Annotated in this window: 22 protein-coding genes, 1 tRNA gene, 1 pseudogene and 2 riboswitches; of the genes and pseudogenes, 21 read left to right on the top strand and 3 right to left on the bottom strand. The window is 29.3% G+C overall.

Annotated features, from left to right (window positions below):
* Positions 1–280 precede the first annotated feature (280 nt).
* Positions 281–1,618, top strand: a complete 1,338-nt coding sequence (locus PZA12_RS15580; protein WP_103698609.1) for an ATP-binding protein — start codon at positions 281–283, stop codon at positions 1,616–1,618.
* Positions 1,619–1,956: 338 nt separating this feature from the next.
* Here the strand turns inward: PZA12_RS15580 and PZA12_RS15575 are convergent, their stop codons facing one another.
* Positions 1,957–2,277 carry a hypothetical protein gene (locus tag PZA12_RS15575; protein WP_103698610.1) on the bottom strand — a complete coding sequence of 107 codons (321 nt, stop codon included), beginning with the start codon at positions 2,275–2,277 and terminating at the stop codon, positions 1,957–1,959.
* Between the two features lie 549 nt (positions 2,278–2,826).
* On the opposite strand from PZA12_RS15575, the gene PZA12_RS15570 reads away from it, so the two are divergent.
* The 14 genes from PZA12_RS15570 (at position 2,827) to PZA12_RS15505 (ending at position 18,179) form a co-directional block, all read left to right on the top strand.
* Positions 2,827–3,681 carry a DUF2334 domain-containing protein gene (locus PZA12_RS15570; RefSeq protein WP_338481394.1) on the top strand — a complete coding sequence of 285 codons (855 nt, stop codon included), beginning with the start codon at positions 2,827–2,829 and terminating at the stop codon, positions 3,679–3,681.
* A 372-nt stretch (positions 3,682–4,053) separates the two neighbouring features.
* Positions 4,054–4,557 (top strand): GNAT family N-acetyltransferase, encoded by a 504-nt coding sequence (locus PZA12_RS15565; protein ID WP_103698611.1) that lies wholly within the window; start codon positions 4,054–4,056, stop codon positions 4,555–4,557.
* A gap of 194 nt (positions 4,558–4,751) precedes the next feature.
* Positions 4,752–4,869: riboswitch (yybP-ykoY riboswitch) on the top strand.
* Between the two features lie 472 nt (positions 4,870–5,341).
* Positions 5,342–6,073: a TMEM165/GDT1 family protein gene (locus PZA12_RS15560; RefSeq protein WP_103698612.1), complete on the top strand. Its 732-nt coding sequence runs from the start codon at positions 5,342–5,344 to the stop codon at positions 6,071–6,073.
* A 270-nt stretch (positions 6,074–6,343) separates the two neighbouring features.
* Entirely contained in the window at positions 6,344–7,282 is a 939-nt protein-coding gene (locus tag PZA12_RS15555; protein ID WP_103698613.1) for a DUF2935 domain-containing protein, read from the top strand.
* Positions 7,283–7,524: 242 nt separating this feature from the next.
* Entirely contained in the window at positions 7,525–8,970 is a 1,446-nt protein-coding gene (locus PZA12_RS15550) for an FAD-dependent oxidoreductase (protein WP_103698614.1), read from the top strand.
* Positions 8,971–9,210: 240 nt separating this feature from the next.
* Positions 9,211–9,657, top strand: coding sequence for a MarR family winged helix-turn-helix transcriptional regulator (locus PZA12_RS15545; protein WP_078116379.1), 447 nt, complete (start codon positions 9,211–9,213; stop codon positions 9,655–9,657).
* Between the two features lie 254 nt (positions 9,658–9,911).
* Entirely contained in the window at positions 9,912–10,613 is a 702-nt protein-coding gene (locus PZA12_RS15540; protein WP_103698615.1) for a pirin family protein, read from the top strand.
* A gap of 82 nt (positions 10,614–10,695) precedes the next feature.
* Positions 10,696–11,316: a nitroreductase family protein gene (locus PZA12_RS15535; protein WP_103698616.1), complete on the top strand. Its 621-nt coding sequence runs from the start codon at positions 10,696–10,698 to the stop codon at positions 11,314–11,316.
* A 154-nt stretch (positions 11,317–11,470) separates the two neighbouring features.
* On the top strand, positions 11,471–11,650 hold the full coding sequence (locus PZA12_RS15530) for a (2Fe-2S)-binding protein (protein WP_103698617.1): 180 nt from the start codon (positions 11,471–11,473) through the stop codon (positions 11,648–11,650).
* A gap of 251 nt (positions 11,651–11,901) precedes the next feature.
* Positions 11,902–13,119: an HD-GYP domain-containing protein gene (locus PZA12_RS15525; RefSeq protein WP_103698618.1), complete on the top strand. Its 1,218-nt coding sequence runs from the start codon at positions 11,902–11,904 to the stop codon at positions 13,117–13,119.
* Between the two features lie 274 nt (positions 13,120–13,393).
* Positions 13,394–13,669: a CD3324 family protein gene (locus PZA12_RS15520; protein ID WP_078116224.1), complete on the top strand. Its 276-nt coding sequence runs from the start codon at positions 13,394–13,396 to the stop codon at positions 13,667–13,669.
* A gap of 153 nt (positions 13,670–13,822) precedes the next feature.
* Positions 13,823–15,376 carry an ABC-F family ATP-binding cassette domain-containing protein gene (locus PZA12_RS15515; protein ID WP_103698619.1) on the top strand — a complete coding sequence of 518 codons (1,554 nt, stop codon included), beginning with the start codon at positions 13,823–13,825 and terminating at the stop codon, positions 15,374–15,376.
* Between the two features lie 425 nt (positions 15,377–15,801).
* Positions 15,802–15,885: riboswitch (cyclic di-GMP riboswitch) on the top strand.
* 126 nt (positions 15,886–16,011) lie between these two features.
* Positions 16,012–17,733 carry a methyl-accepting chemotaxis protein gene (locus PZA12_RS15510; protein ID WP_103698620.1) on the top strand — a complete coding sequence of 574 codons (1,722 nt, stop codon included), beginning with the start codon at positions 16,012–16,014 and terminating at the stop codon, positions 17,731–17,733.
* Positions 17,734–18,011: 278 nt separating this feature from the next.
* Positions 18,012–18,179, top strand: a complete 168-nt coding sequence (locus tag PZA12_RS15505; protein ID WP_181006008.1) for a hypothetical protein — start codon at positions 18,012–18,014, stop codon at positions 18,177–18,179.
* Positions 18,180–18,387: 208 nt separating this feature from the next.
* Here PZA12_RS15505 and PZA12_RS15500 read toward each other — a convergent pair whose 3' ends face one another.
* A complete protein-coding gene (locus PZA12_RS15500; RefSeq protein WP_181006009.1) occupies positions 18,388–18,528 on the bottom strand; it encodes a hypothetical protein in 141 nt (46 codons plus the stop codon).
* Positions 18,529–18,819: 291 nt separating this feature from the next.
* Between PZA12_RS15500 and PZA12_RS15495 the strand changes: the two genes are divergently transcribed.
* The 3 genes and pseudogenes from PZA12_RS15495 to PZA12_RS15485 form a co-directional block, all read left to right on the top strand.
* Positions 18,820–18,990, top strand: coding sequence for a Spo0E family sporulation regulatory protein-aspartic acid phosphatase (locus tag PZA12_RS15495; protein WP_103698621.1), 171 nt, complete (start codon positions 18,820–18,822; stop codon positions 18,988–18,990).
* Positions 18,991–19,003: 13 nt separating this feature from the next.
* Positions 19,004–19,088: transfer RNA gene (locus PZA12_RS15490), tRNA-Ser, on the top strand.
* 99 nt (positions 19,089–19,187) lie between these two features.
* Positions 19,188–19,325: pseudogene (locus PZA12_RS15485) on the top strand (DUF5105 domain-containing protein); the annotation flags it as partial.
* Between the two features lie 233 nt (positions 19,326–19,558).
* Here the strand turns inward: PZA12_RS15485 and PZA12_RS15480 are convergent.
* Positions 19,559–19,876: a hypothetical protein gene (locus PZA12_RS15480; RefSeq protein ID WP_103698622.1), complete on the bottom strand. Its 318-nt coding sequence runs from the start codon at positions 19,874–19,876 to the stop codon at positions 19,559–19,561.
* 538 nt (positions 19,877–20,414) lie between these two features.
* Between PZA12_RS15480 and PZA12_RS15475 the strand changes: the two genes are divergently transcribed.
* The 3 genes from PZA12_RS15475 to ftsH all read left to right on the top strand — a co-directional run bounded on the left by PZA12_RS15475 (position 20,415) and on the right by ftsH (position 24,331).
* Positions 20,415–21,302, top strand: a complete 888-nt coding sequence (locus tag PZA12_RS15475; protein ID WP_103698623.1) for a fructose bisphosphate aldolase — start codon at positions 20,415–20,417, stop codon at positions 21,300–21,302.
* Between the two features lie 371 nt (positions 21,303–21,673).
* Complete coding sequence (locus PZA12_RS15470; RefSeq protein ID WP_103698624.1) at positions 21,674–22,357, top strand: zinc metallopeptidase; 684 nt, start codon at positions 21,674–21,676, stop codon at positions 22,355–22,357.
* A 90-nt stretch (positions 22,358–22,447) separates the two neighbouring features.
* Positions 22,448–24,331 carry an ATP-dependent zinc metalloprotease FtsH gene (gene ftsH, locus PZA12_RS15465; protein ID WP_168980967.1) on the top strand — a complete coding sequence of 628 codons (1,884 nt, stop codon included), beginning with the start codon at positions 22,448–22,450 and terminating at the stop codon, positions 24,329–24,331.
* Positions 24,332–24,793 lie beyond the last annotated feature (462 nt).

The raw sequence follows: 24,793 nt of genomic DNA, 5'->3' as shown, positions 1-24,793 counted from the left end.
TTTTAATAAATCAATGTCAATAGGATTTTATCTCTATTAAATATATATTCCCATAATATTTCAAGTTACTCTTAATTAAAAAATGTAGTTAATAATTTAGATGCATATTTACTTTAATATCAATGAAAAGACATATTCAGTTATTTTTTAGATAAATTATATACAATTAAAAATTATAATATTTGGTATAAAGGTGGAAAAAGAGGAATATTAGACCAAATATCGAATACTATAATATAGTTATTTAAAATTCAAAAACAAATATTAGGGTGGTGTAGGAATGGAATGTCTACGAGAAACAAATGATAGCTTAGAGGAGTGGGAGAGTTTTATATCAATTGTAAATAGTAATCCTACTGCAAGAAAGATTACATTAGAATCATGGAAACGATGCAGTGAATTAGGAATAAAGCCTGAAAAAATAAAATTTAAGTTTTTATCAGATAAAGATTTAAATAAAAGGATAAAAGAAAACTCACAACTTATTGAGGTTTCAAAATTATATATGGATTCTTTATCCATGAGCCTGACTGGAATACCTCATATTGTAGCTTTATCAGATAAAGATGGGTGGATTATTGATTATAGAGGTACTCCGGAAGAGCTGGGAGGTAGAAAGGCAGGGCTATGCATTGGAGCAAGTTGGTCAGAAGAGAATATAGGAAATAATGGTGCAGGTACAGCATTGGCAATAGGAGAACCAGTTCTTGTTTATGGAGTAGAACATTATGGTATTGCTTATGGTGGATGTGCATGTATTGGTGTTCCTATAAAGTATGATAATAAAATTATTGGTGCAATGGATATAAGTGTACCAGTTAAATATGCAAGACCAGAAAGACTTCATATACTAATAGCCTGTGTAAATTCAATTGAATCAACAGTTATGTACATAAATAATAGTAACGATAAGTCCCCAGCACAGTATATAAATTTACAAGCGACAAGTGAATTAATTGCAACAGCTGTTCATGATCTTAAAAACCCATTGTCAGTAATTAGAGGTTTAGGACAATTAGGAATGATAACTTCTGATAAAGATAGGATTGATAACTATTTAAGCAGAATAATAACACAAGCTGATGAGATGAATGATATGATTATTGAACTTTTGAGTATATTTAAACCAGAAAAACTTATACCTCAGAAAGTTATGCATATAATAGAAAATATTATAGGCTACTTTGATCCTATTTGTGAACATAAAAAAATTAAATTATCACTTAAAAGTAATTTAGATGAACACATAAATATGTCTGAAAAGCTTCTAAAGAGAGCAATTGAAAATATTATAAATAACGCAGTACAAGCAATGGATGAAGGTGGAGAAATTAAGATTTTAACAGAAAAAGATGAGGATTTCATGATAATTAAAATCAAAGATACAGCAGGAGGAATACCAGAAGATTTAAGTGAAACTTTATTTGAACCATTTTCTTTTAGAAGAAGTGGTGGTACTGGGTTAGGATTATTTATGGCATATCATACTATTACTAATATTCATAAGGGGCAAATATGGTTTGAAACAGAATTAGGTATAGGAACTACGTTTTTTATTAAATTGCCAATAGCTAGAAATATTGAAAATTCAATACTTGAATCTCATAAATTCATATAAAATATAAATTGAGAAATAGAACTATATGTAATGTTTTAGGGGTGTAGGCATTAATCTTTATATAATTATATTGAAAAATAATATGAATGCTTTAGAATTATAGACGGAGATATTAGGAAATTGGAGGGTTTTCATTTCTAATAATACATATAAGAAGTAATTGTATAGGATATAGTAATTTGAACTAAAAAATAAATAGAAATAGAGATAGCATTTAAACTAGGTAGATAATAATAAAGCTATCTCTTTTTTGTTATATGAAATTGCATTTTAATTATGTACAGTATTTAAAGAAAATATACTCTTAATTACAAATGATAATTGAGAAACGGATTTTTTTAAGAAAAAGTTAACGCTCCTTGACCCAATATTACAATTCTATCACTATTTCTAATGGGTTTAAGTGGAAACTTTTGAGAGCGTGGATCTAAGGAAATAGCTTGCTGTATTTTCTGTTCAGAATCAAATACAACCATAAAGCCCTTATATTCAGATAAATTCTGAACGCTGTAAGAAACATTTTCCATAAGACCTAAATCTCGTATGCCATAAAATCCTTCTTTAAAAGTTCGTGGTTGATTTATATCAGCTACTGTAGTAGTAGTAATACTAAATGACAGAAATAACAAAATAGAAAATATTGAAATAAACTTCTTCAATTTAAGAACCCCTTTCATTAATCTTATGTCAAATTTATTATGTGAAGGTAGAAAAAAAATATTCTCTTTATATTATCTTTAAAAGATTGTATAAGTGGCATTATAAGTTTGTAAACACACTTTATATTTATGGAGTAATATTGTAATAAGTGAAAAAAATATTTTATGATAAAAAAATGTTTTTAGTTGAAGATGATTTGAAGATAAATTTTGAAGGTAAGTCAATAAATTTTAATAGTCCTATATAAAAATATTAATTGCTATTTTATACCTATGTTGGGGTTTATTAAAAAAATAGGAGGCAAAATTAATATTAAAGGAAGTAAAATAAATGTAATGTTTAAAGAGAAGTCAACTATATGTATAGATTATTGCATTGATGATTATAAATTTACTATAATTGATAATGTATTGTACATATCGTTATTTGATATGTGCAGAATATTAAGCATAAGATCTAAGTGGGATTATAGAAGGAGTACTATTTCACTTTACTGAGATAAAAGCAATTATAAGAGTTGCAGAGCTGTTTGTCGAAGAGCTGCTTTAATTCGATTTGAAGATATAACAGCAGGCGGTGAATATTTAGATTCTGATAACCTAGAAAAGCTTAGAGTAGTTGCAGATTACATGTTTTTAGCTGGTATACCATTCCATATAGCATGGATACCAAGGTTCTTTGATCCTCAAAATGGAATTGATAATGATATATCAAAAGATTATAGTATGCCTAATGCTAACTTTCTATTTACAATGGAGTATTTATTAAATAGAAATGGAATAATTAGTCTACACGGCTATACTCACCAGTATTGTGATGAAGTAGGCGCAATTGGTACCGAGTTTAATGAAGGAAGAAATAATGATGAAAAGAGTATAAGAAGAGTTGAAGCGGCTATTAATACTGCAAAGAGATTAGACTTACCTGTTAAGTTTTTTGAGACACCTCATTATGCGGCTACTGCATTTCAACAAAGCATATTTGAAGAATATTTTAATATTATTTATGAACCATTTGTAGGTATATGGGGAGAGAGAATAGTTAAAAGCCCTAGAAATTATAGAACTTTGTATATACCTACACCGTTAGGCTATGTAGAGGGAAAATATGGTATCAATAAAATGATTGATAGAATAAACAATTTAGATGAAACTACACTCGCTAGTTTGTTTTATCATCCATATATTGATTTTGAATATATAACCCTTAAAAGTGGTGTTAATAGATATCCAATAAGTAATTACTTGGAAAATTCACCTCTTCATCAAATAGTAAAAGCACTATACTATAAAGGTTGTAACTTTACAAAAATTACGGATTTAAACCTAGGTAGTAAGAAGGCGGAATTCAAAGAATTATTCTATAGTTTTTTTAATTTACACAAATATTTTAAGTTGAGATAATATTTTAAAATTCAAAATAAAGTCAAACAAATAAATTAAATAGGTGCTAAATGAGCAATAATTTAATATGATTTTGTATTATCTAAATGCAAATATTACTAAATGATTTTGGGTAGTATTTACGCTTATTTTTTATCGTACGATTTCATGATGGTGAGTATTACAAAAGAATAGTGAATACTTTAGCAAGTTTATATGAAAATATAATTGAGCTTTCAAGTGAATTGGGATACACTAATGATAATTGAAAGTTTAAAGATTTTAAATTTAGGTGAGCTTTAAGGATTTTGATGAAGAGAAAAAACTTAATTTTAGTATGTATTTTTGTGTTTATTGAATACAAATGAATTTTGTTGTATGAGGAGAATAGAAATGGAATTTAGAAAAGCACTTGAAACAGATATAAATGATATAATGAACATTATTAAGCAAGCACAAGCTTACTTTAAAGAACAAGGAATTGATCAATGGCAGAATAATTATCCTAATCCTGAAACAATAAGAAATGATATTGCTAATAAACATAGCTATATTTTATTAAAAGACAATAATATTGTTGCTACAGCAGCAGTTTCTTTTGATGGAGAAAAAACATATGATTCTATTTATGAAGGTGAATGGATTACTAATAGCCAATATGCAGTTATTCATAGAATAGCTGTAGATAATACTTATAAAGGATTAGGCTTATCATCTAAAATTATTAAAAATGTGGAAGAGCTTTGTTTAAGTAAAGGGGTACATAGCATAAAAATAGATACACATGAAGAGAATATATCTATGCAAAGGTTGCTTAAGAAAAACAAATTCCAATACTGTGGAGTAATCTATTTAGAAGATGGAAATAAAAGAATAGCATTTGAAAGAACACTGTAATATTGAAGAGAGTTCTGCCCTTTCTTTAAATAATATGGACAAGTACAACAGGAAATTAGTAGTATTAGATAACAAGATTATTTTATAGGTGGAAGATTATAGCCTTAAATCCTAGCAGTGTAGAAATAGATAAATTTATGGATTTATTGACAGTCAATGGAACTTGCTATAAAATTAGTTTAATGAAAATTTGATTTAAAGTTAAGAGGGAGTAGCTGCCTTAAAAAAGGTGATGAAGTCAACATACTGACCTTAGGTCTGGCTTTATCGTAACTAATCTTAGTTAAGTGAGACTTTTAGCGCAATATTTGTGTTTTGATATAAGAGTTTTGATCTAGCTCATTAAAATTCTTATATCAGGATACGTTATTGTGCTGAAGGTCTTTATTTTTTTATTCTTTAGGAATTTATATTACAATAAAATCTGTGGATAATTAAAAAAAAGGTTTATTGACTAGTTTTTGTATTTTAAAAAGAATAAAAAAGAAATCTTATTCGCCTGCATAAAATGTTCTTATATGCAGCAGAGCTGCCATTTCTGATGTGCAGATTTTTCTCACATGCGTTCGAAAAGGCAGATGCGTGAAAAAATCTCCGGCTCCACAGTCGCCTGCGATTTTGTTCTTTAATAATTAGTATATTTGATCTTTATGGCTGGGAATATACTTTTGGACAAGTTTAGCTAGGAATTTAAAAACTAAACTAAAACAAGTTTGAATTGATGAAAAAGTACACAAATGGGGAGAGTTCGGTTTAATAAATAATATAATTTGGAGGTATTAAAATGGCATCATTTATTAAGGCATTATTATTAGTGGTAGTTGCAGAAATGGGCGATAAGACGCAGCTTCTGGCAATGGCAATGGTAAGTAAATACAAAGCTAAACAAGTATTACTTGGAGTACTAATTGCAACTATTTTAAATCATGCATTAGCAGTTGCAGTTGGAAGTTACTTAAGCTCTGTAATTCCTATGGATTTAGTAAAAATTATAGCAGCAGTATCTTTTCTAGCCTTTGGTATTTGGACGATACGTGGAGATAAATTAGATGATGAAGAAAACAAGAAAGTAAAATTTGGTCCTATTGTTACAGTAGCCATTGCATTTTTCTTAGCAGAAATGGGAGATAAGACTCAGCTTATGACAATAACTATAGCGGCAGAAAATAAACAGCCACTTTTTATCTTAATGGGAACCACAGTAGGAATGCTTATTGCAGATGGTATAGGGATTTTAGGTGGGGCATGGATGTGTAAGCATGTACCAGATATATATATAAAATGGGTAGCTGGCGCAATCTTCATGTTCTTTGGAACATTAACTTTGTATAATTCAGTTCCAGCAGCGTTTTTAGGACCGATATATATTGTTTTATACTTAGCTCTTATGGGATTACTGATTTATCTTTTTGGGGTAAAGCTTGCATACTTCGGTCAATCATGTGATATAGTATTAAATAAGAAAGATGATTTGGTAGATGAGGAAAGCGAAGAAGAAATTAAGAAAAGAGCTTAATATTAAATTAAGCAACAATTAATGTAAAACATAATTAAGAGAAGTTTTTAATAGAGTTATGGATAGTTATCATAGCTCTATTTATTTTATAAAGACCACTCTTCAATATATTTTTATGCATATTTTATTAAAACCATCTTCTAATTGGTTATAGATAAATTCATTATGTACAAACGGTTTTAAATCAAAAAGTGTTATAAAAAGTAACAGTTAATGAGGGAAACTAATATAATATAGTTGATATTGAATTATTGTACGGGAGAAATTAAAGTGTTATCAACTGGTAATTATATACGACAATCTTTGGAGTTGCATCTATATTTTACAAGAACTATGAAGGAACATTCTTTCTTTTTAGAGGCAGGTTTCACTCCAAAGGATAAAAACTATATAGATGAGGCAGATGCTTTTAGGTTGGCTTTTGACAATCTTTTATTTGATGTTATTTCAATTTCTGATGGTGTTGTAAGCAGAGACTTATTAGAAGCTGGCGAAGCTATAACACCGTATACTCTTGATGCTGAAAAGGCATCAGCATATTATACAGGAGTAAAAATTGCCACTAATCTTACTAAATTAGAGGAAGAATTAATGGGTGATTCTTTCAGTAGGCATAGTCACGAAGAACTTGAAAGAAAAGTAGCAGCTATTAATAATAGAGCATTGGAATTGACTGCAGGTTTAATAAGATATAAATCCAGACTACTATCAGATGTATTATCTTGTAAAGTATTCACAGTAAATTATCCTTTGCTTATTGATCACATTATGAGGGAAGCAAAATTATATTTTACATTAGTTAAAAGGCTTCAAGAGCGTGAAAATATTGATTTAGAGAGAGAAGCTTATGAGCAGGAATATTTCTGGAATAGAATTATGGCTGAACACGCAAAATTCCTTCGCGGACTTATTGATCCAACAGAAGATGAATTAATAAATATGTCAAATAACTTTGGACGTGAATTTGATAAGTTAACAATGGAAGCAAGGGAAGCTATGAACCAATCAGTTCCACTTTCTAAAGTTACAGATGATAGTTATAAAGCGACTTTAGCAATAGGTAAATTTAAAGAGCAAGGTACAGTAGGATTATTAGAGTGTAAAATTAAATCCATAATAGTACCATTATTAGGTGACCATATTTTGCGTGAGGCTAATCATTATTTGCGATTACTAAAAATATTCAAAAGGGCTGGGGAGTTAGAATAACAAATTATTTGCGGTAAGACTTTTAGCATGATACTTATTGTTATGTTAGAAGCCTTTTATTATATTAGAGTGAAATATGTTAACATGTTTCAACTTGTTGATATAAATTATGAAAAGGCCGATTCAGAAGGTTTGATGCTTCCTTTTTCGCAATTCTGAGGTTTTTAGATTATTTGTAGGAACTAATAGAAATTCGTGTATAGTATCTAAAAAAATGGAATACTAAGCATGAGGTGATTTACATGGAAAGTGTATGGAGTTCCGAGGTTAATTTTAGAAAAAGAGAAACTTTAAATCAAGACATTCAATGTGACATTCTTGTAATAGGTGCTGGAATGGCAGGACTGCTCACAGCATATATGCTGAATAAAAGCGGGAGAGATGTTGTTGTAATTGATGCTAGAAGTATAGCAGGAGGAGTTACTAAAAATACAACTGCTAAAATAACATCTCAGCATGAATTAATTTACGATAAATTAATTAAAGAATTTGGTGAAGATGGCGCCAGTCAATATGCAAGAGCTAATGAGTTTGCTATAAGGAGATACAAGGAAATAATTGATGCAGAAAAAATTGATTGTGATTTTGAGCATAAAGATGCATACTTGTATACTTCCGATAACATTAAAGATCTTGAAGATGAATATAATGCAGCGAAAAGATTAGGGATTGATGCAGAACTTGTAGATGAGGTAAATATTCCGATAGACGTTAAAAAGGCATTGAAATTTAAGAATCAAGCACAGTTTCATCCACTAAAATTCTTAAGACCAATTTCAGAACAATTAACTATTTATGAAAATACAGTAGCTCTTGATATTACTGAAGATAATACTGTAGTTACAAAGAATGATATGAAAATTAAAGCAAATAAAATAGTGGTAGCATCGCATTACCCATTTTTGAATACTCCAGGCTACTATTTTATGAGAATGCATCAAGAAAGAGCATATGCTATAGCTTTAGAAAATGCGCAAGATGTTAATGGAATGTATAAAGGTATTGATCAAAATACATATTCATTTAGAAATTATAAGAATCTATTAATACTTGATGGTGCGGCTCGAAGAACCGGTGAAAATGAAGAAGGTGGGGCATACGAAGAATTAAGAAAGGTTGCAAAAGAATTTTATCCAAATGCAACAGAGAAATATCATTGGTCAACTCAAGATTGTATAACATTAGACAATATACCTTACATAGGTCATTACTCATCTAAAACTCCTAATATTTATGTTGAAACAGGATTTAAAAAATGGGGAATGACAACTTCAATGGTTGCAGCAATGATAATAAGTGATATGATTCTTGAAAAAGAAAATGACTTCTCTGAAATATTCTCACCAAGAAGATTTGACATGTCAGCATCTATGAAAAATGCTGCAAAGGATCTTGTTATAACCGCAAAAAATTTTATTGCAGAGAGGATAAATATTCCAGAGGAGACCTTAAATAGTATTGAAAATGGTCATGGAGGCATTATAGAATATAAAGGTCAAAAGGCTGGTGTCTATAAGGATAATGAAGGCAAAGTATATACAGTGTCAACAAAGTGTGCTCATTTAGGCTGCGAACTTAAATGGAATGCTGATGATTTGACTTGGGACTGTCCTTGTCATGGTTCAAGATACAATTATGAGGGAATCTGGATAGAAAGTCCTACTAATAAATGTCTTCATGAAGTGTAATGATATAATTATTGAAGTGCGGATTACTATTACATAAACACAATATTGTTACTAGATAGCCGTATTGCATAAAACCAATATGGCTTTATTTATTTTTTTATTTATTATATGTGTTGCAATAATAAATTTGTATTTAAAACTCTAGTAATCTAAGAGCTCAATTAAGGTCATGATGTACAAATCTAATCGAAATATATATTACTCTTGACATTATTACTAATTAGTAATAATATTATATTCATGAATAAGAAGAAAATAACTTATGGAGAACTAAATGATTTAAATTTAAAAGCTATTATAGCATTAAGTCGATGTATGCAAAGTGTTAACAAAAGAGAACTTAGAATTATCAAAGAGGGAGGATTAACTTATTCACAATTTGGAGTACTTGAAGTACTGTATCATAAGGGTGATTTAAGAGTCAGCGAAATATTAGAAAAAACTCTTTCAACCGGTGGCAATATGACTGTTGTTATAGATAACTTAGCTAAGGATAATTTAATCGAAAGACGTCCTGATCCTAAGGATAGACGTGCGAGCTTAATAAGCATATCTGAAAAAGGAAGAAAGCTTATGAGCGAACTCTTTCCTAAGCATGTAGATAATTTAAGTGAAATTTTTAGTGCTTTGAGTGTTGAAGAGAAGAAGAATCTAATAAATATGTTAAAGAAATTATCAGGTGTATAAAGTAAACTTACACCTTAATTTTTAAATAAATAGTACTAATTAGTAATTAACTAATTAGTATTGAATTGTTAGTTATATTCTATAATAGAGTTAAAAGACAAGAGTGAGGAAGTAGGAGTATTAGATAAAACTCTTCGAGTTTGTTAGTAATACTTTTTAAATATTCTCTCATATCTATTACTTATTGATAAAGTAAATTTTGTGAATATGATTTGAAATTTGATAGAGTTAGATAAAATAGAGGAGGATAAAAAATGTTAAGAAGAATTGATAGCGGAAATATGGGAAGTAGTAATTTAGGATGGTTAAGAAGCAAATTTCATTTTTCATTTGCAGAATACTATAATCCACATAATATAAAGTTTGGAGTTCTAAGGGTTATAAATGATGATTTAGTTGAACCTAACACTGGATTCGATACTCATCCACATAGAAATATGGAAATAATATCATATGTAGTTAACGGTGAGCTTACACATGGAGACAGCATGGGAAATAAGAATGCAATAACCCGTGCTCATGTTCAATATATGAGTGCTGGTACAGGAGTATATCATAGTGAGCATAATTTAGGAAAAGATGAGTTGAGATTTTTACAGATATGGATATTCCCAGATAAGGAAGATTATAAGCCTAATTATGGAGATTATAGATTTGACTGGAGCGATAGACAAAATAAATGGCTTCATATGGTTTCAAGTAGAAATGGAAATGCACCAATAAAAATAAATCAAGATATAAATGTCTATTCTTTAGAACTTGATAAAGGAAAAGAAATTAATTTTCAAGTTAATGAAGGAAGACAGGCTTATTTGGTTCAAATAGAAGGTGGCGCTATAATAAATGACATTGAATTAAATAATAGAGATGGAATGGAAATAGTTGAGGAAGATATTTTAATTAAAGCTAAAGAGACATCTCATATTTTAATTTTAGAAATGAAGAAAGAAAATTAAGAATGGTATAAGTTCAACTAATCTTCAGAGGGAGATTGGTTGAACTTTATAGAGAAAATAAGAATAAAAAGAGGGATTAATAATGAATGATTTTTTAAAAATTGTAAGAGAAAGAAGATCAGCCAATAAATTTATTGAAAATATTAAAATACCTAGAGAAGATTTTAATGACATATTTAGAGAACTTTCACTTGCACCTTCTGCTTTTAATTTGCAACATGCTAAGTATTATGTTGTAGAAGATAAAGAACTTATGGAGAAAGTTTATGATGCATCATTTAAACAGTACAAAATAAAAACTGCTTCGGCAACTATAATTGTTACAGGAGATAAAAACGCATACTTATCAGCAGATAAAATTTATGAAGGCTCAATGATGCTTGGAATGATTGATAAAACTGATTATGAAATCATGCTTAATACTATTAATAGTCTTTATGAAGGCTGGGGAGAAGAATTTAAGCATGATGAAGCTATAAGAAATGGATCATTGTCAGCAATGCTATTTATGTTATTAGCTAAAAATAAAGGCTGGGATACATGCCCAATGATATATTTTGAAAAGGAGAAGATTGGTAAGTTATTAAATATACCAGAGAATGAAGTCCCAGTTTTAATGATTACTATGGGGAAGATGGACAAGAGTAGTAATAAAATTAGAGGATATAGAAAGCCTCCTGCTGAATTTGTGAAATTTTATTAATCAAAGCTTTTACACCAAAAATATTAATATTGAATTTTGGGTTACGTATGCTTTGAATTTCAATATTAGTATACATAATAAAAATAAAAGTGTTAAAACTATTCTGTGTAAAAAGCTTTATATTTAAGCTAATAATAACTAAGGAGGCAATATAATGGATGATGATAAAGTAATATGCGGATGTAAAAATGTTAAAGTAAAAGACATAAAGAATGCTATTGCTAATGGCGCAAAATCATTTGAAGAAGTTCAAGAAAAAACTGAAGTTGGAACTGGCTGTGGGCATTGCGTAGAAAACAATAGGGCACTAGTTGATGAATTATTAGGAAAATAGAAATTCATAACTACGTACAGCACATTAGAAATAAAAAATGCTATATATACTATAAGACTACTTGTATAAGGTGTTTAATGCATACTTATAGAGGTAGTCTTATATTTTTTAAAAATATAGTGAAACTGGGACAAAAATATAACAATAGATATCATAATTGGTAAAGGTACTAATTTTGTGGTAAAAGTACCGGAAATAGTATAAAATATTTTTATACGAAAGATAAAGTTAGTGTAATAAGGAGGAGAATTATGTTATTTAGGTTAAATGAGTTTTTAATGGCTGTTTCATTTGCTTTAGACTTTGTGGAGATGGATATTCTCGGGATGCCATCTAATCATGGAAAAAGAACTGCATATATTTCAATTAGTATCGCTAAGGAAATGGGGCTAAGTTCTGAAGAGCTACACGATGTAGCTGCACTTGCAATGCTTCATGACAATGGATTAAGTGAATATAGCCTGCATGAAAAATTGGCTACAAAAGAATTAAAAAATGCAGCATTATTAGAAGGTGTAAAAGAACATTGTACAATTGGCGAAAGAAATATTAAAAATTATCCATTGCTTACTAATGTGAAAAACATAATTAAGTATCATCATGAAAGGTATGATGGTACAGGATTCTTTAACTTAAAGGGAGAAGAGATTCCATTAATGTCGCAAATTATAGCAATTGCAGATGCTTTAGAAAAAACTTTTGATTTACAGAATAATAATCACGATATGCAAAATAAAGTTTGTGAATTTGTAAGAAATCAAGAAAATGTATCATTTCCTTCAAGAATTGTTAAGGCATTTTTAAAAGTTGCTGGGGATGGGGAGTTTTGGGAGAACTTAGAAAAAAGTTTTATTAGTATAGCGTTAAAAAAAGAAATTCCAAAGCATAGCTTAGAGTTATCTTTTGAAGAAATTCATAGTATAACTAATGTGTTGTCAAAAATTATTGACTCTAAATCTAGCTATACCCAAAGACATTCTCAAGGCTTATCAGAAAAGGTTGCTATTATGTCAGATTTTTATAATTTAGAGAAGGAAGAAAAGATGAAGTTAATTATTGCAGCCGATCTTCATGATATTGGTAAACTAGCAGTGCCTAATGATGTATTAGACAAGCCTGATAAACTTTCTGATGAGGAATTTAAAATTATAATGAAACATCCGGAGTATACCAGATTAGCCCTTCAAGAAATAAAAGGATTTGAGGATATTACTGAATGGGCTTCAAATCATCATGAAAAGTTAAATGGAAAAGGATATCCTCGTGGTATGACAGAAAAAGAATTAGATTTTAATTCACGCCTTATGACTTGTCTTGATATCTATCAGGCACTTACGGAGGAAAGACCATATAGAGAGGGATTATGCCACAAAAAGGCTATGGAAATACTAAAGAGTATGATGGATAATGGATTTATAGATAGTAAAATAACCAGAGATATTGATTATGTTTTTAGTAAGTTGAGTTAAATTATAATGAAGTATTTTCTGATGATTTAGGAATACGAATTACATTTGAGGCTCAAAGCGTCAAAATTGACACAAGTTATTGTGATATAATATTATAGAATGAAAAGGAAGTGAATTCATTATGTTTTTAGTAATAGTAGTTAGCTCCATGCAAAGATTATAATATGTGAAAAACTTTTGCCTGGAGCCAATATATCAACATTAAGTTTTTCATATTATAATAGGTCTTTGCATTCTCATTTAGATATTAAATGTAGAGTGGAGCGAAGAAATTATGAAATATGAAAAAGCACAAAATATACTGCCATATAATATAATTGAACTAATTCAAAAATATACAGATGGTGGATATATCTATATACCAAGAAAAAATGAAAATAAAAAATCATGGGGAGAAAATACTGAGACTAAAAGATACCTTAGTGTAAGAGATAAAGAAATTTTTAATAAGTATTCATCTGGAATGTCCGTTAAAATTTTATCTGAACAGTATTTTTTAACTGAAGGTAGTATTAGAAGAATAATAAGGAAACAAAAAAATTCTACTTAAATATAAAAGAAAAGGCATATTTTTCACAGTCATTGCTATGGAGAATGTGCCTTTTTTCAGAATGATTATAAACATTACAGATTTATTCTTAAACTTGGTCTTCATATTACATGATGATATCATTTATTATGAGGACACAAGGAGATGTAAAATATGAGTATTTTAACAATTGAAAACATGAGTCATTCATTTGGGGATAGGATATTATTTAATGATGTATCTTTTAGATTATTAAAAGGAGAGCATATTGGACTTATTGGTGCTAATGGGGAAGGAAAATCGACTTTTATGAAAATCATTACGGATCAAATATTGCCAGATAAAGGTACCATTGAATGGAATAATAAATTCAGCATTGGTTATATGGATCAACTGGTTGATTTGAAAGTAGGAATTAATGCATTAAATTTCCTAAAAGAAGCATTTGCTAATTTATTTAATATAGAAAGCAAAATTAATAGTTTATATATTGATCTTGAAAATATGAGTGAGAAAAATATGGAAAAGTCTTTAAATAAAATTGCTATCATGCAAGAAATATTAGATAAAAATGATTTTTACAGCATTAATTCTAAAATACAGGCAACTGCGGTAGGTCTTGGAATTAAGGAACTTCTGGATAAAGATGTTTCAACTTTAAGTGGCGGGCAAAGAACTAAAATTTTACTTGCTAAATTACTTTTGCAAAAGCCAGATATTTTATTACTGGATGAGCCGACTAATCATTTAGATGAAGAACATATTGAATGGCTAAAAAATTACTTAATTAATTATGAAAATGCATTTATATTAGTATCACATGATAATGTTTTTTTAAATAATGTGGTAAACGTAGTTTATCATCTTGAGCACAAAACACTAACAAGATATGAAGGAAATTATGACTATTTTATTAAACTATACGAAATACGTAAAGAGCAGAGATTGATTGAATATAAGGAACAACAAAATGAAATAGCGAAGCTTGAAGATTATATAAGAAAAAATAAAGTAAGAGCCTCAACTTCAAAGCAAGCTAAATCAAGAGAAAAGAAACTTAATAAGATTGAAAGAATAGAAATAAAAAAAGAAATTATAAAACCTCATTTTAATTTTAAAACTGTAAAAATGCCAGAGAGTATAATCTTTGAAGTAAGCAACTTGATTATCGGATATAACAGACCTTTAAGCAAACCTTTAAACTTAAAAATGAAAAGAGGACAAAAAATTGCAGTAACAGGAGCTAATGGCTTAGGGAAGACAACTCTGCTAAAAACCTTACTTGGAATGCTAAAACCTATAAATGGTGAAATTACTTTAAGTGAGCATAGAAAAATAGGATATTTTGAGCAGGAAATTGCATGGAATAGCACTAATTCAGTTTTATATGATGTTTGGAGTGATTTTCCTCACCTAACTCAAACTGAGGTAAGGAGAGAATTGGCTAGGTGTGGATTAACAAGGCAGCATATAGATAGCCCTATCAATATATTAAGCGGAGGAGAGCAGGCTAAAGTCAGATTATGTAAACTTATTAATGAATATACAAATGTATTAGTGCTAGATGAACCAACAAATCACCTGGATACTAATGCTAAAAATGAATTAAAGCGTGCGTTAAAGGAATATGAAGGAAGCATGATTTTAGTATGTCATGAACCGGAATTTTATAAAGATATTACTACAGATATATGGGACTGCGAAGAATGGGTGTGCTTTAATAAATGATATCATATTACTCAAAAATTTTATAAGAATGTATGAAAAGAAACATTAAAAAATAGAGTTTTTAGTATTCATTTTTAAGGTTCTTCATATTTATATATAGCTTTTATAGATGATTTACTTAGTGAATAAAATTATGAAGAGGAGATCCTGAGTAGAATTAATTTTGATTCTGCATAGGATTTTTTCATTGTTCAATCCCTGAAGACTACATACAAGGTAATTGATATTAATTAAAGGAACACTAGTGAATTAATTTTATTGAATAGGGAATGTTTATTCTGTTAAAAATTACCATTATAAAAAAATAATGGTAAAGCATCATGAAATTCATGGAATAAATTTCGACAATTTATGTTAAGAATCATTGATTTTTTTACATGAATATGATAATATTTCTATATATTAGGTAAATGTATTTATAAAACAGAACAATTGGAAGCAATGAAAAATTCTCTATATTTGGGAACTTTGAGAATTTGGAGCTAGTTGTGCAACCGACCAATTAAAACTTAGTAATACATAAATATATTAAGTTTTTGTTGGTTTTTTTATTTTTAATTAATCATTCTAATAAATATATTATAATAATGAAATTATATTTAAGATTCTAGTATGAAGATAAGGGGGACAATAAAATGACGTGGCTTAATAATTTAAAGGTAGGTAAAAAATTAACTTTGCTTATAATTTGCTCTTTAGTAGGGTTATTTGCAGTTGGAATAACTGGTTACTATTTTTTACAAACGTCTAGTAAAAGCATGGAGGTTATGTATAGTGAAAGACTGCTATCTAGTGAATGGCTTAGTGAGTCTAGAGTAAATGCAAGGGCTATTTCAGCTGACATTTTTAGAATTATGGTAACTACTGATAAAAATGAAAATAGTGAGTTAACAAAAGATGTAAATACTCGTGCTGAAGAATTTAACAACTATATGGCTCTTTATAAAAAAATGAAATTAGATGATTTTGAGGCTGATAAGATCAGTAAGATTGATAGTAATTTAGATAAATATAGGGAAGGAAGAAAAGTTGCACTAAACTTAGCTGGTGAAAACAAAAATCAAGAAGCTTACGAATATTACGAGAAAAACGTTGAATCATATGCTGATGCTTTCTTAGATGATTTAGTAGAACTTGGAGAACACAATAGACAAATTGCTGAAAAAATAAACACCCAAAATAAAACAAATTTAAAAATTGCAACAGTAGCATTTTTAAGTATTGTGATTATAGCTTCAATCTTAATAATTTTATTAGGAATACTAATAACAAAACGTATCACAAAGAGATTAAATGATTTTGTAATATATATAGGTTCTTTATCTCAAGGTGATTTTTCTGTAAGGATAAAAGAAGAAAGTCTTAATGATAAGAGTGAATTTGGTGTTGTAAGTAATGCGATAGATAAGATGACCAAAAACATTATTGAATTAATAAAACAATTAGGTAATACATCTGAACAATTAGTATTATCATCTGAAGAGCTTACAGCAAGTGCTGAACAATCAGCAGATGCATCAAATTTAGTTGCATCCGCAGTAACAACAATGGCAAATGGAGCAGATGAGCAATTTTCTTTTGCTAATAGCACAAACAAAGTGGTTGAAAACATATCTAATAAGATAAATGTAGCATCTGAAAATACAAAATCCGTTTCATCTTTAACAGATAAGGCGAAAATATCAGCAAATGCTGGTGAAGATGCTGTAGAGAAGGCAATGAACCAAATGGAAATAATAGAGAAAAAGACCAGTGAAACATCGCTTATTATAAGCGAGCTTGAAGAGAAATCAGTGAAAATTGGACAAATACTTGATACAATCCAAGGTATATCAGAGCAAACAAATCTTCTAGCATTAAATGCGGCAATAGAATCTGCAAGGGCTGGGGAAGCAGGGAAAGGTTTTAGTGTTGTAGCAGAAGAAATCAGAAAGTTAGCAGAACAATCACAAGAGGCAACTAAAGAAATAGCTGGAATTATTAATGATGTACAAAATAAAACAAATAGTGCAGTTGCAGTTATGAATGAAAATTCAAAAGAAGTTAAAACAGGAGCAGATGTTGTTGATGTTGCAGGAACAAGTTTTAAGGAAATCCTTCAAATGATAATAGAAATATCTAGGCAGATTCATGAAATATCAGACTCTATCACTGAAATAACTGTTGGAACCAAAGAATCTGTTGATTCGGTAAATAATATTAAAAACATAAGTAGTAATATAGCTGATGAGACTCAAACAATATCAGCAGCTGCTGAGGAACAACTAGCATCTGTTGAGGAGATAGCTTCATCTAGTAAACTTCTATCTCAAATGTCTGAAGAGTTAAGAAGTATTATAGCTAAATTTAAAATATAAGATATTTAAAAATTACTTATTTATAAGAGAAATAATGCTGATATATATCGAAGATGTACAAACTAGAGATGTGATAAGGAATCAATTTAAATATAAAATTTAAATAATCTAATGATTATAGTTAATTTATTTTTTAGAGTAATTCAATATTTTAAATGCTAATTATAAATAATTTAGGCACTTACGTATAACTTGTAAGTGTCTATTTTATTGCAGTTTTTATACTAGAGTATATTAATCATACAAAAGAAAACAATAAAAATGGAGGTGATACAAGTATGAAGAATTTAACCGACAAAGAAAAAGTATATTATGAAAAACATTTAAGACAAGATATGGTGGCAGAATTTGAAGAAGAAAAAGATTCAGGAAATCAACCAGAAAATCCAGGCAGATATCATTTTACCCAAGATTATAATTATCCAATATCATCAAGAAAAAGATAATTGTTAGGATATCTATTAATTGTAAATAAGAAAATATGTTTTTGCAGTATTTCATTAAATTTAGAAGTAATACTTTTTATTATAAAATAGCAGGTAGTAAAATAAATGATTCTGTAATTAACTAAGATAAAATTCTAATTATATATGGATCGACTTTTGGAAGAAAAAAGCGTTTAGAATTATTCTAAGCGCTTTTTCTGCATATTAATCATAGTATTTTATGGTGCTTTATAGATTCATTGAACTTTAAATTAATATTTATTTGTCTTACAATCTCTGGCACATTAACTAATATAGTAAGTATAGCGCCAACGATATAAAAAATTTCATTTTCATTATTTGGCATCATAAACACCTCATTTACTTTTAATATATTAGATACACTTAAGAAATGTTAAACAATATGCACAGAGAACAATAGAAAATTAGGTTATAAAACAGATGTGGAATTATTAATCCAGAAATATATAACTTTCATGCGTTCATCATATTAAGTAATTACATTTGAAGTTCTGAGGTTATACATAGAATATATGTAAATAATATGAATATTTTAGCCACAACCTATTTATGTAACAAGTGATACATAAATTTTACCATTTAGAGGTTATACTAATAAAAAAGTAAAGGTGGTAAATATTTGGAACATTTAAAAGAAAAAGAGATGATGATTAGTAGAATGAGACAAGCCTTATGCAAAATTATGGGCGATGAAGAAAATTCATTAGATGTGGAGGTGATTAGAGCGTGTAGAAGATTAAACTTTGCACTGAATGAGTACAATGAATTACTAAGGAGAACAATTAAATAATATGCTCTTATATGGAAAATTGTCAGAGTGGTTTAATGGGCTGGCTTACTAAGCTAGTGAGTGTAAAAGCTCCACAGGTTCGAGTCCTGTATTTTCCAACAACTTATATTATAGTTTATAATGTATGCTTATAGCAAAAAGTGAGTAAAGCAAGTGAGGCGCTCTAGTTAAGAATTTCTACATTATTGTTAGCTGTTATGATGGTAACAATAATGCTAGTAGGTTGCGGAACGAAAGCAACTCCAGAAGAAAGTGCTAAAATATTTTTAGATCTACTTTTAAAAGATGATAAAACTAATATGGACAAGATAGGGATGAAGGAAGAAGATTATAGTTGAATTATCTTCAATTTTTACCTTAGATCCCATTAAGTGCAGTCATTAACTTGGCTGCATTATCTTATGCTCTATTTCACTTATAACATGAGTATGTGAAATAAATATAAAATTCACTGTCGAGTAAATACATTTAAAAGCAGTAGATTAAAAGTTAAACTACTGCTTTTTGTTTTGAAATTATATTGCTGCTATTGTAGAAAAAATTTAAAGTATATGAATCGAGAAAGTTTTTAGGAGAAAGTAACAGGAGTATTCCCAAAAATTATAACTGAATAGCCATAGTTGAAAGGTTTAAGAGTTTGTTCGTTTGATTGGGAATCTAGCCTTGCAAGTTCTCTTATGTATTGATTATTGTCAATAACAAAAATAATAACTCTGCCGTTAGGATCATTAAGTTTAACTGTCATAGGAGATCCAATTGTTAAGTTAGAATCTCTTACATTATAAATGCCTTGATTTAGAACTATGGGAGCAGCACTGACATTTTGGGCTAAATTAGTAAATGATAATAATAAAAATATAAAAAGCACTATAGTAGATTTTTTCATAAGATATTTCCCCTTCCATAGTATATTTAAAGCAAAATTTACTAGTGAAATAAGTTCCTTTGAAGGAGCTGAATTAAGTAATTTACTCAATAGAATTAATCATTTTAATATATTCCAACATTAGTTATGCGTAATTCATAAAAAAGTATTCAATTACTCATTAGTTTCGATAATAATTGATCACCTATATGTGAATTTATAAATAATAATAAAGCTCAAAGAAATTATATAAGTCCTTTGAGCTTTATTTATAGTGATTGCAGATTATGTTAAATTTTTAGTCTTTTTATATTTTATTAAGTTATTTCAATTTAGATATGAATATTTCTGCATGAAATTATTGGATATAAATGGATACGGATTATATTATGATAATTTATTCGTGCGATAAAATATAAGGACCATAGCTAAAAGTGATAATTATTAGAGAAGCACTTAAATTTATGATATTAGCAAACGCATAATTAATAGAGAAAGACACTATAATAAAAAGTAAGACATGATTCTAATCTAAGATAAGGAGAAGGAGGAGAATTAGATGAATGAAAATCAAATAAACCGAATACATACAGGTAAAGGGTTTATTGCAGCTTTAGATCAAAGTGGTGGCAGTACTCCAAAAGCATTACTTGAGTATGGGATTAAGGAAGACAGTTATTCCAATGAAGAAGAAATGTTTGACTTAGTGCATGAAATGAGAAAACGCATAATAAAGAGTCCGGCATTTACTTCAGAATATATTTTGGGTGCTATATTATTTGAAGACACAATGTATCGTACTATTGATAATCAATATACACCTGATTACCTTTGGAAGGAAAAAAATATTGTCCCTTTCTTAAAGGTTGATAAAGGCTTAGCTGAAATTAACAATGGTGTTCAGCTTATGAAACCAATAAGTAGCTTAGATGACCTTTTAAAGCAAGCAGTAGAAAAAAATATTTTTGGAACAAAAATGCGCTCAGTTATTAAGGAAGCAAATGCTAAAGGAATTAAAATGTTAGTTGAGCAGCAATTTGAAATTGGTAAACAGATTGTAGAAGCAGGTCTTGTTCCTATTATTGAGCCAGAAGTTGACATCCATAGTACCGATAAGGAAGAATCTGAAAAACTTTTGAAACTTGAAATTTTAGAGCAGCTATCAAAACTTGATAAAGAAACAAAAGTGATGCTTAAACTTTCAATACCAACTAAAGATAATTTCTACATTGATTTAATAGATGAGCCACATGTTGTCAGAGTAGTAGCTTTGTCAGGTGGTTATAGTCAAGCAGAAGCAAACGAAAGACTCGGACGCAATCATGGATTAATCGCCAGTTTTTCAAGAGCTTTATCCCAAGGGCTCACTGCTCAGCAAACTGAAGAAGAATTTAATGGGACAATATCAAAATCAATTAAGGAAATCTATGAGGCATCAATAAAATAATTTAATAATATATATTGTGATTAATTAGTGTTATAAAACTATGTGACTATTTATTGAGGAGTGAACACTTTCTCTAGTGCCTAAATAATTAGTTACATTTATAAAATGTCGGAATGTAGTGAAAATTAAAATAAAATAGAAGATTGTGAATTAATATGTATTGACACCATATAATAAGGTATGATATACTTCATATAACTTAGGGGAGTAGCTTATAAGCTATAGAGCCAACAATCGGTAATTAAAACTGCCTGGTTCTATACTCCAAATGGAAAGCAAGACCTTTGATACGATTTAGTTGTTACTGAATCAGATCAAAGGTCTTTTTTGTTTAATTAAAACCATGAAATAAATATATTGGAGGGATAAACATGGACATTTATTATATCATTTTAGTTTTACCGGCATTGGCTTTTTCGCTTTATTGTCAATTTAAAGTAAAAGGAACCTTTGACAAATATAGCAATTATGGCAATGCTAGAGGATTTACTGGTGCAGATGTTGCAAGGAGAATTCTTGATAGAAATGGACTTTATGATGTAGCTGTAGTTCCGACAGCAGGTAGTTTAACTGATCACTATGAATCTGGAAAAAGGGTAGTAAGATTATCTGAATCAGTATATTATAGTAATTCTGTTGCAGCAATAGGTGTTGCAGCCCATGAAACAGGACATGCAATACAACATAAAGTACAATATGCACCACTTTCTTTAAGAAGTGGACTTGTACCAATTGCAAATATAGGTTCTATGGCAGGTCCATATATGGCGATTTTTGGATTAATATTTCAAATTCCTTTGCTTGCACAACTAGGTATAGTGTTTTTTACTGGTGCGGTAGCATTTTATTTTGTAACTCTACCAGTAGAATTTAATGCAAGTAAAAGAGCAATATCAGAATTAGAATCTCAAGGAATACTTAGTTTCAATGAAATGGCTCCTGCAAAAAAGGTGCTAAATGCAGCAGCTATGACTTATGTTGCTTCTGCAATAACTGCTGTTGCAAATTTGCTTCACCTTGTATTTTTGTTCATGGGAAGCGGTGATAGAGAATAATAGATTATCATGCATTGAGCGTATTAAAGTCATACAATACAGGATATTTAGTTAAGAATGTAATTTTCTAATATTAAAGGAGGAAAGTTAATGTTTAAAAATAGAAAAGGGACGCCTAATAAAAAGGGATTGCCTGATAAAAAGGATTTACCCAAATACATTACAGCAGCGCTTATAATTACATTAGTAATAAATATAGTTATAAATTTGATTTCTCAGTCAAATCATAAACAAATTGATTATAGTGAATTTCTTACAATGGTAAATAATAAACAAGTAGAATCAGTTGAGATTTATAGTGACAAGCTTGTTATAACACCAAAAAGTGATGAGGATGCTTCAGTTGTAAATAAAAAATTATATTATACTGGCAACTTAGACTATCCTCAACTTGTAGACAAACTATATAATGCAGATGTAAAGTTTACTACACCCGTAAAAAATACTCAGTCTCCAATTATCGGTTTCATACTTTCATGGATTATACCTTTTGCTATATTTTATATGTTAGGTAATTGGTTCATGAAGTCTTTAAGTAATAAAATTGGAGGAGGCGGAGGAGGATTTATGTCCGTCGGAAAAAGTAATGCGAAGGTATATGTTGAAAAGACTACAGGAGTATATTTTAAAGACGTAGCAGGTCAGGAAGAAGCTAAAGAATCTCTTAAGGAGATAGTTGATTTTCTTCACAAGCCTGAAAGATATACGAAGATAGGAGCTAAGCTTCCTAAAGGTGCACTTTTAGTAGGACCTCCAGGTACAGGTAAGACATTACTTGCAAAAGCTGTAGCAGGAGAAGCAAAGGTACCATTTTTCTCACTTTCAGGGTCAGGTTTTGTAGAGATGTTTGTAGGTGTTGGAGCTTCAAGAGTCAGAGATTTGTTTGCTCAGGCAGAAAAGCAAGCACCATGTATTATTTTTATTGATGAAATTGATGCAATAGGTAAGAGTAGAGAAGGTAATATAAGTGGAAATGATGAAAGAGAGCAGACATTAAACCAGTTACTTGCTGAAATGGATGGCTTCGATTCTTCAAAGGGAGTTGTTATTCTTGCAGCAACCAATAGACCAGAAGTCCTTGATAAGGCGCTATTAAGACCTGGACGTTTTGATCGTAGAGTTATAGTAGATAAACCAGATCTTAAAGGAAGAGAGAATATATTAAAGGTTCATTCCAAGAATATAATAATGGATGAAAGTGTTAATCTAAAAGAGATAGCACTTGCTACTGCTGGTGCTGTTGGGGCTGATCTTGCAAACATGGTTAATGAAGCTGCTTTAAGAGCTGTAAGAATGGGAAGAGATGAGGTTAGGCAGGATGATTTATTTGAGGCAGTCGAAACTGTAATTGCAGGTAAAGAGAAAAAGGATAGAGTAATGACTGAGAATGAGAAAAGTCTTGTTGCATTTCATGAAGTTGGACATGCATTAGCTTCAGCGCTGCAGAAAAAGACTCAGCCAGTTCATAAGATTACCATTGTTCCAAGAACAATGGGAGCACTTGGATATACTATGCAGATGCCAGAAGAAGAAAAGTACCTTATGTCTAAAGATGAATTGCTAGAACAGATAGTTGTTCTGCTTGCAGGAAGAGCAGCTGAAGATCTTGTGTTTAATGAAATAACTACAGGTGCTTCAAATGATATTGAGAGAGCTACTAGTATTGCAAGACAAATGGTAACAATGTATGGAATGTCAGAAAAATTTGGTATGATAGGGCTTGAATCAATTCAAAACAGATATCTTGACGGCAGACCAGTAAGAAATTGTTCAGATGAAATATCTGCTGAAGTTGATCGTGAGGTTATGAATATAATCAATGAATCCTACGAAAAGGCCAAAAATCTTCTAAAGGCTAATATGGAAGCTTTGGGCAAAATATCATCGCATCTTATTTTCAAAGAAACCATAATGGGTGATGAATTTATGAAAATTCTAAACTCAATCCAAATAGACGAGCCGGTTAACGTTTAAAGCTTAGAAAGTTTTATTATAAAAATTTTTACAATATATACATTGCAAAAATAATTCTTTATTATAATCTTAAAAATATTGCAAGAATTTTAGCCGTAATTGTGAAATGTGCATTGTGAATTGTAACAGATATATGTGTCTCAAAAAATAAATATTCTTCAGAATATTAGAATTTATATTCTGAAGAATACTAGAATATATATTCTAAACCATATATATTCTTAAGAATATGCTGCAATAATCCCAATCATAGAGGAATGCATAATGAAATCAAAATAAAGCAACGATAATTATCTTAATAACCAGTTTAAGCTCATAAATTTCACTCTATATTCATAAAATATAATTAGTAGTATTTTATAAATATAAATAACATAAAATCATGTTATAAATAAAGGTAGTGTAAAAAATATATGAAAAATCAATCCAACTACCATTTAATGTTAAATTATGTTTGCTAGT

It is taken from the genome of Clostridium beijerinckii, assembly GCF_036699995.1.
Classification (GTDB): domain Bacteria; phylum Bacillota; class Clostridia; order Clostridiales; family Clostridiaceae; genus Clostridium; species Clostridium helianthi.
This window is presented reverse-complemented; position numbering and strand designations above follow the sequence as displayed.

Coding starts and splice junctions, on each gene's coding strand:
- PZA12_RS15535 (WP_103698616.1), top strand. CDS start 10,696: ATGAATGATTTTTTAAAAATTGTAAGAGAAAGAAGATCAGCCAATAAA.
- PZA12_RS15580 (WP_103698609.1), top strand. CDS start 281: ATGGAATGTCTACGAGAAACAAATGATAGCTTAGAGGAGTGGGAGAGT.
- PZA12_RS15480 (WP_103698622.1), bottom strand. CDS start 19,876: ATGAAAAAATCTACTATAGTGCTTTTTATATTTTTATTATTATCATTT.
- PZA12_RS15520 (WP_078116224.1), top strand. CDS start 13,394: ATGAAATATGAAAAAGCACAAAATATACTGCCATATAATATAATTGAA.
- ftsH (WP_168980967.1), top strand. CDS start 22,448: ATGTTTAAAAATAGAAAAGGGACGCCTAATAAAAAGGGATTGCCTGAT.
- PZA12_RS15525 (WP_103698618.1), top strand. CDS start 11,902: ATGTTATTTAGGTTAAATGAGTTTTTAATGGCTGTTTCATTTGCTTTA.
- PZA12_RS15540 (WP_103698615.1), top strand. CDS start 9,912: ATGTTAAGAAGAATTGATAGCGGAAATATGGGAAGTAGTAATTTAGGA.
- PZA12_RS15515 (WP_103698619.1), top strand. CDS start 13,823: ATGAGTATTTTAACAATTGAAAACATGAGTCATTCATTTGGGGATAGG.
- PZA12_RS15550 (WP_103698614.1), top strand. CDS start 7,525: ATGGAAAGTGTATGGAGTTCCGAGGTTAATTTTAGAAAAAGAGAAACT.
- PZA12_RS15505 (WP_181006008.1), top strand. CDS start 18,012: ATGAAGAATTTAACCGACAAAGAAAAAGTATATTATGAAAAACATTTA.
- PZA12_RS15475 (WP_103698623.1), top strand. CDS start 20,415: ATGAATGAAAATCAAATAAACCGAATACATACAGGTAAAGGGTTTATT.
- PZA12_RS15565 (WP_103698611.1), top strand. CDS start 4,054: ATGGAATTTAGAAAAGCACTTGAAACAGATATAAATGATATAATGAAC.
- PZA12_RS15470 (WP_103698624.1), top strand. CDS start 21,674: ATGGACATTTATTATATCATTTTAGTTTTACCGGCATTGGCTTTTTCG.
- PZA12_RS15510 (WP_103698620.1), top strand. CDS start 16,012: ATGACGTGGCTTAATAATTTAAAGGTAGGTAAAAAATTAACTTTGCTT.
- PZA12_RS15545 (WP_078116379.1), top strand. CDS start 9,211: ATGAATAAGAAGAAAATAACTTATGGAGAACTAAATGATTTAAATTTA.
- PZA12_RS15560 (WP_103698612.1), top strand. CDS start 5,342: ATGGCATCATTTATTAAGGCATTATTATTAGTGGTAGTTGCAGAAATG.
- PZA12_RS15530 (WP_103698617.1), top strand. CDS start 11,471: ATGGATGATGATAAAGTAATATGCGGATGTAAAAATGTTAAAGTAAAA.
- PZA12_RS15500 (WP_181006009.1), bottom strand. CDS start 18,528: ATGATGCCAAATAATGAAAATGAAATTTTTTATATCGTTGGCGCTATA.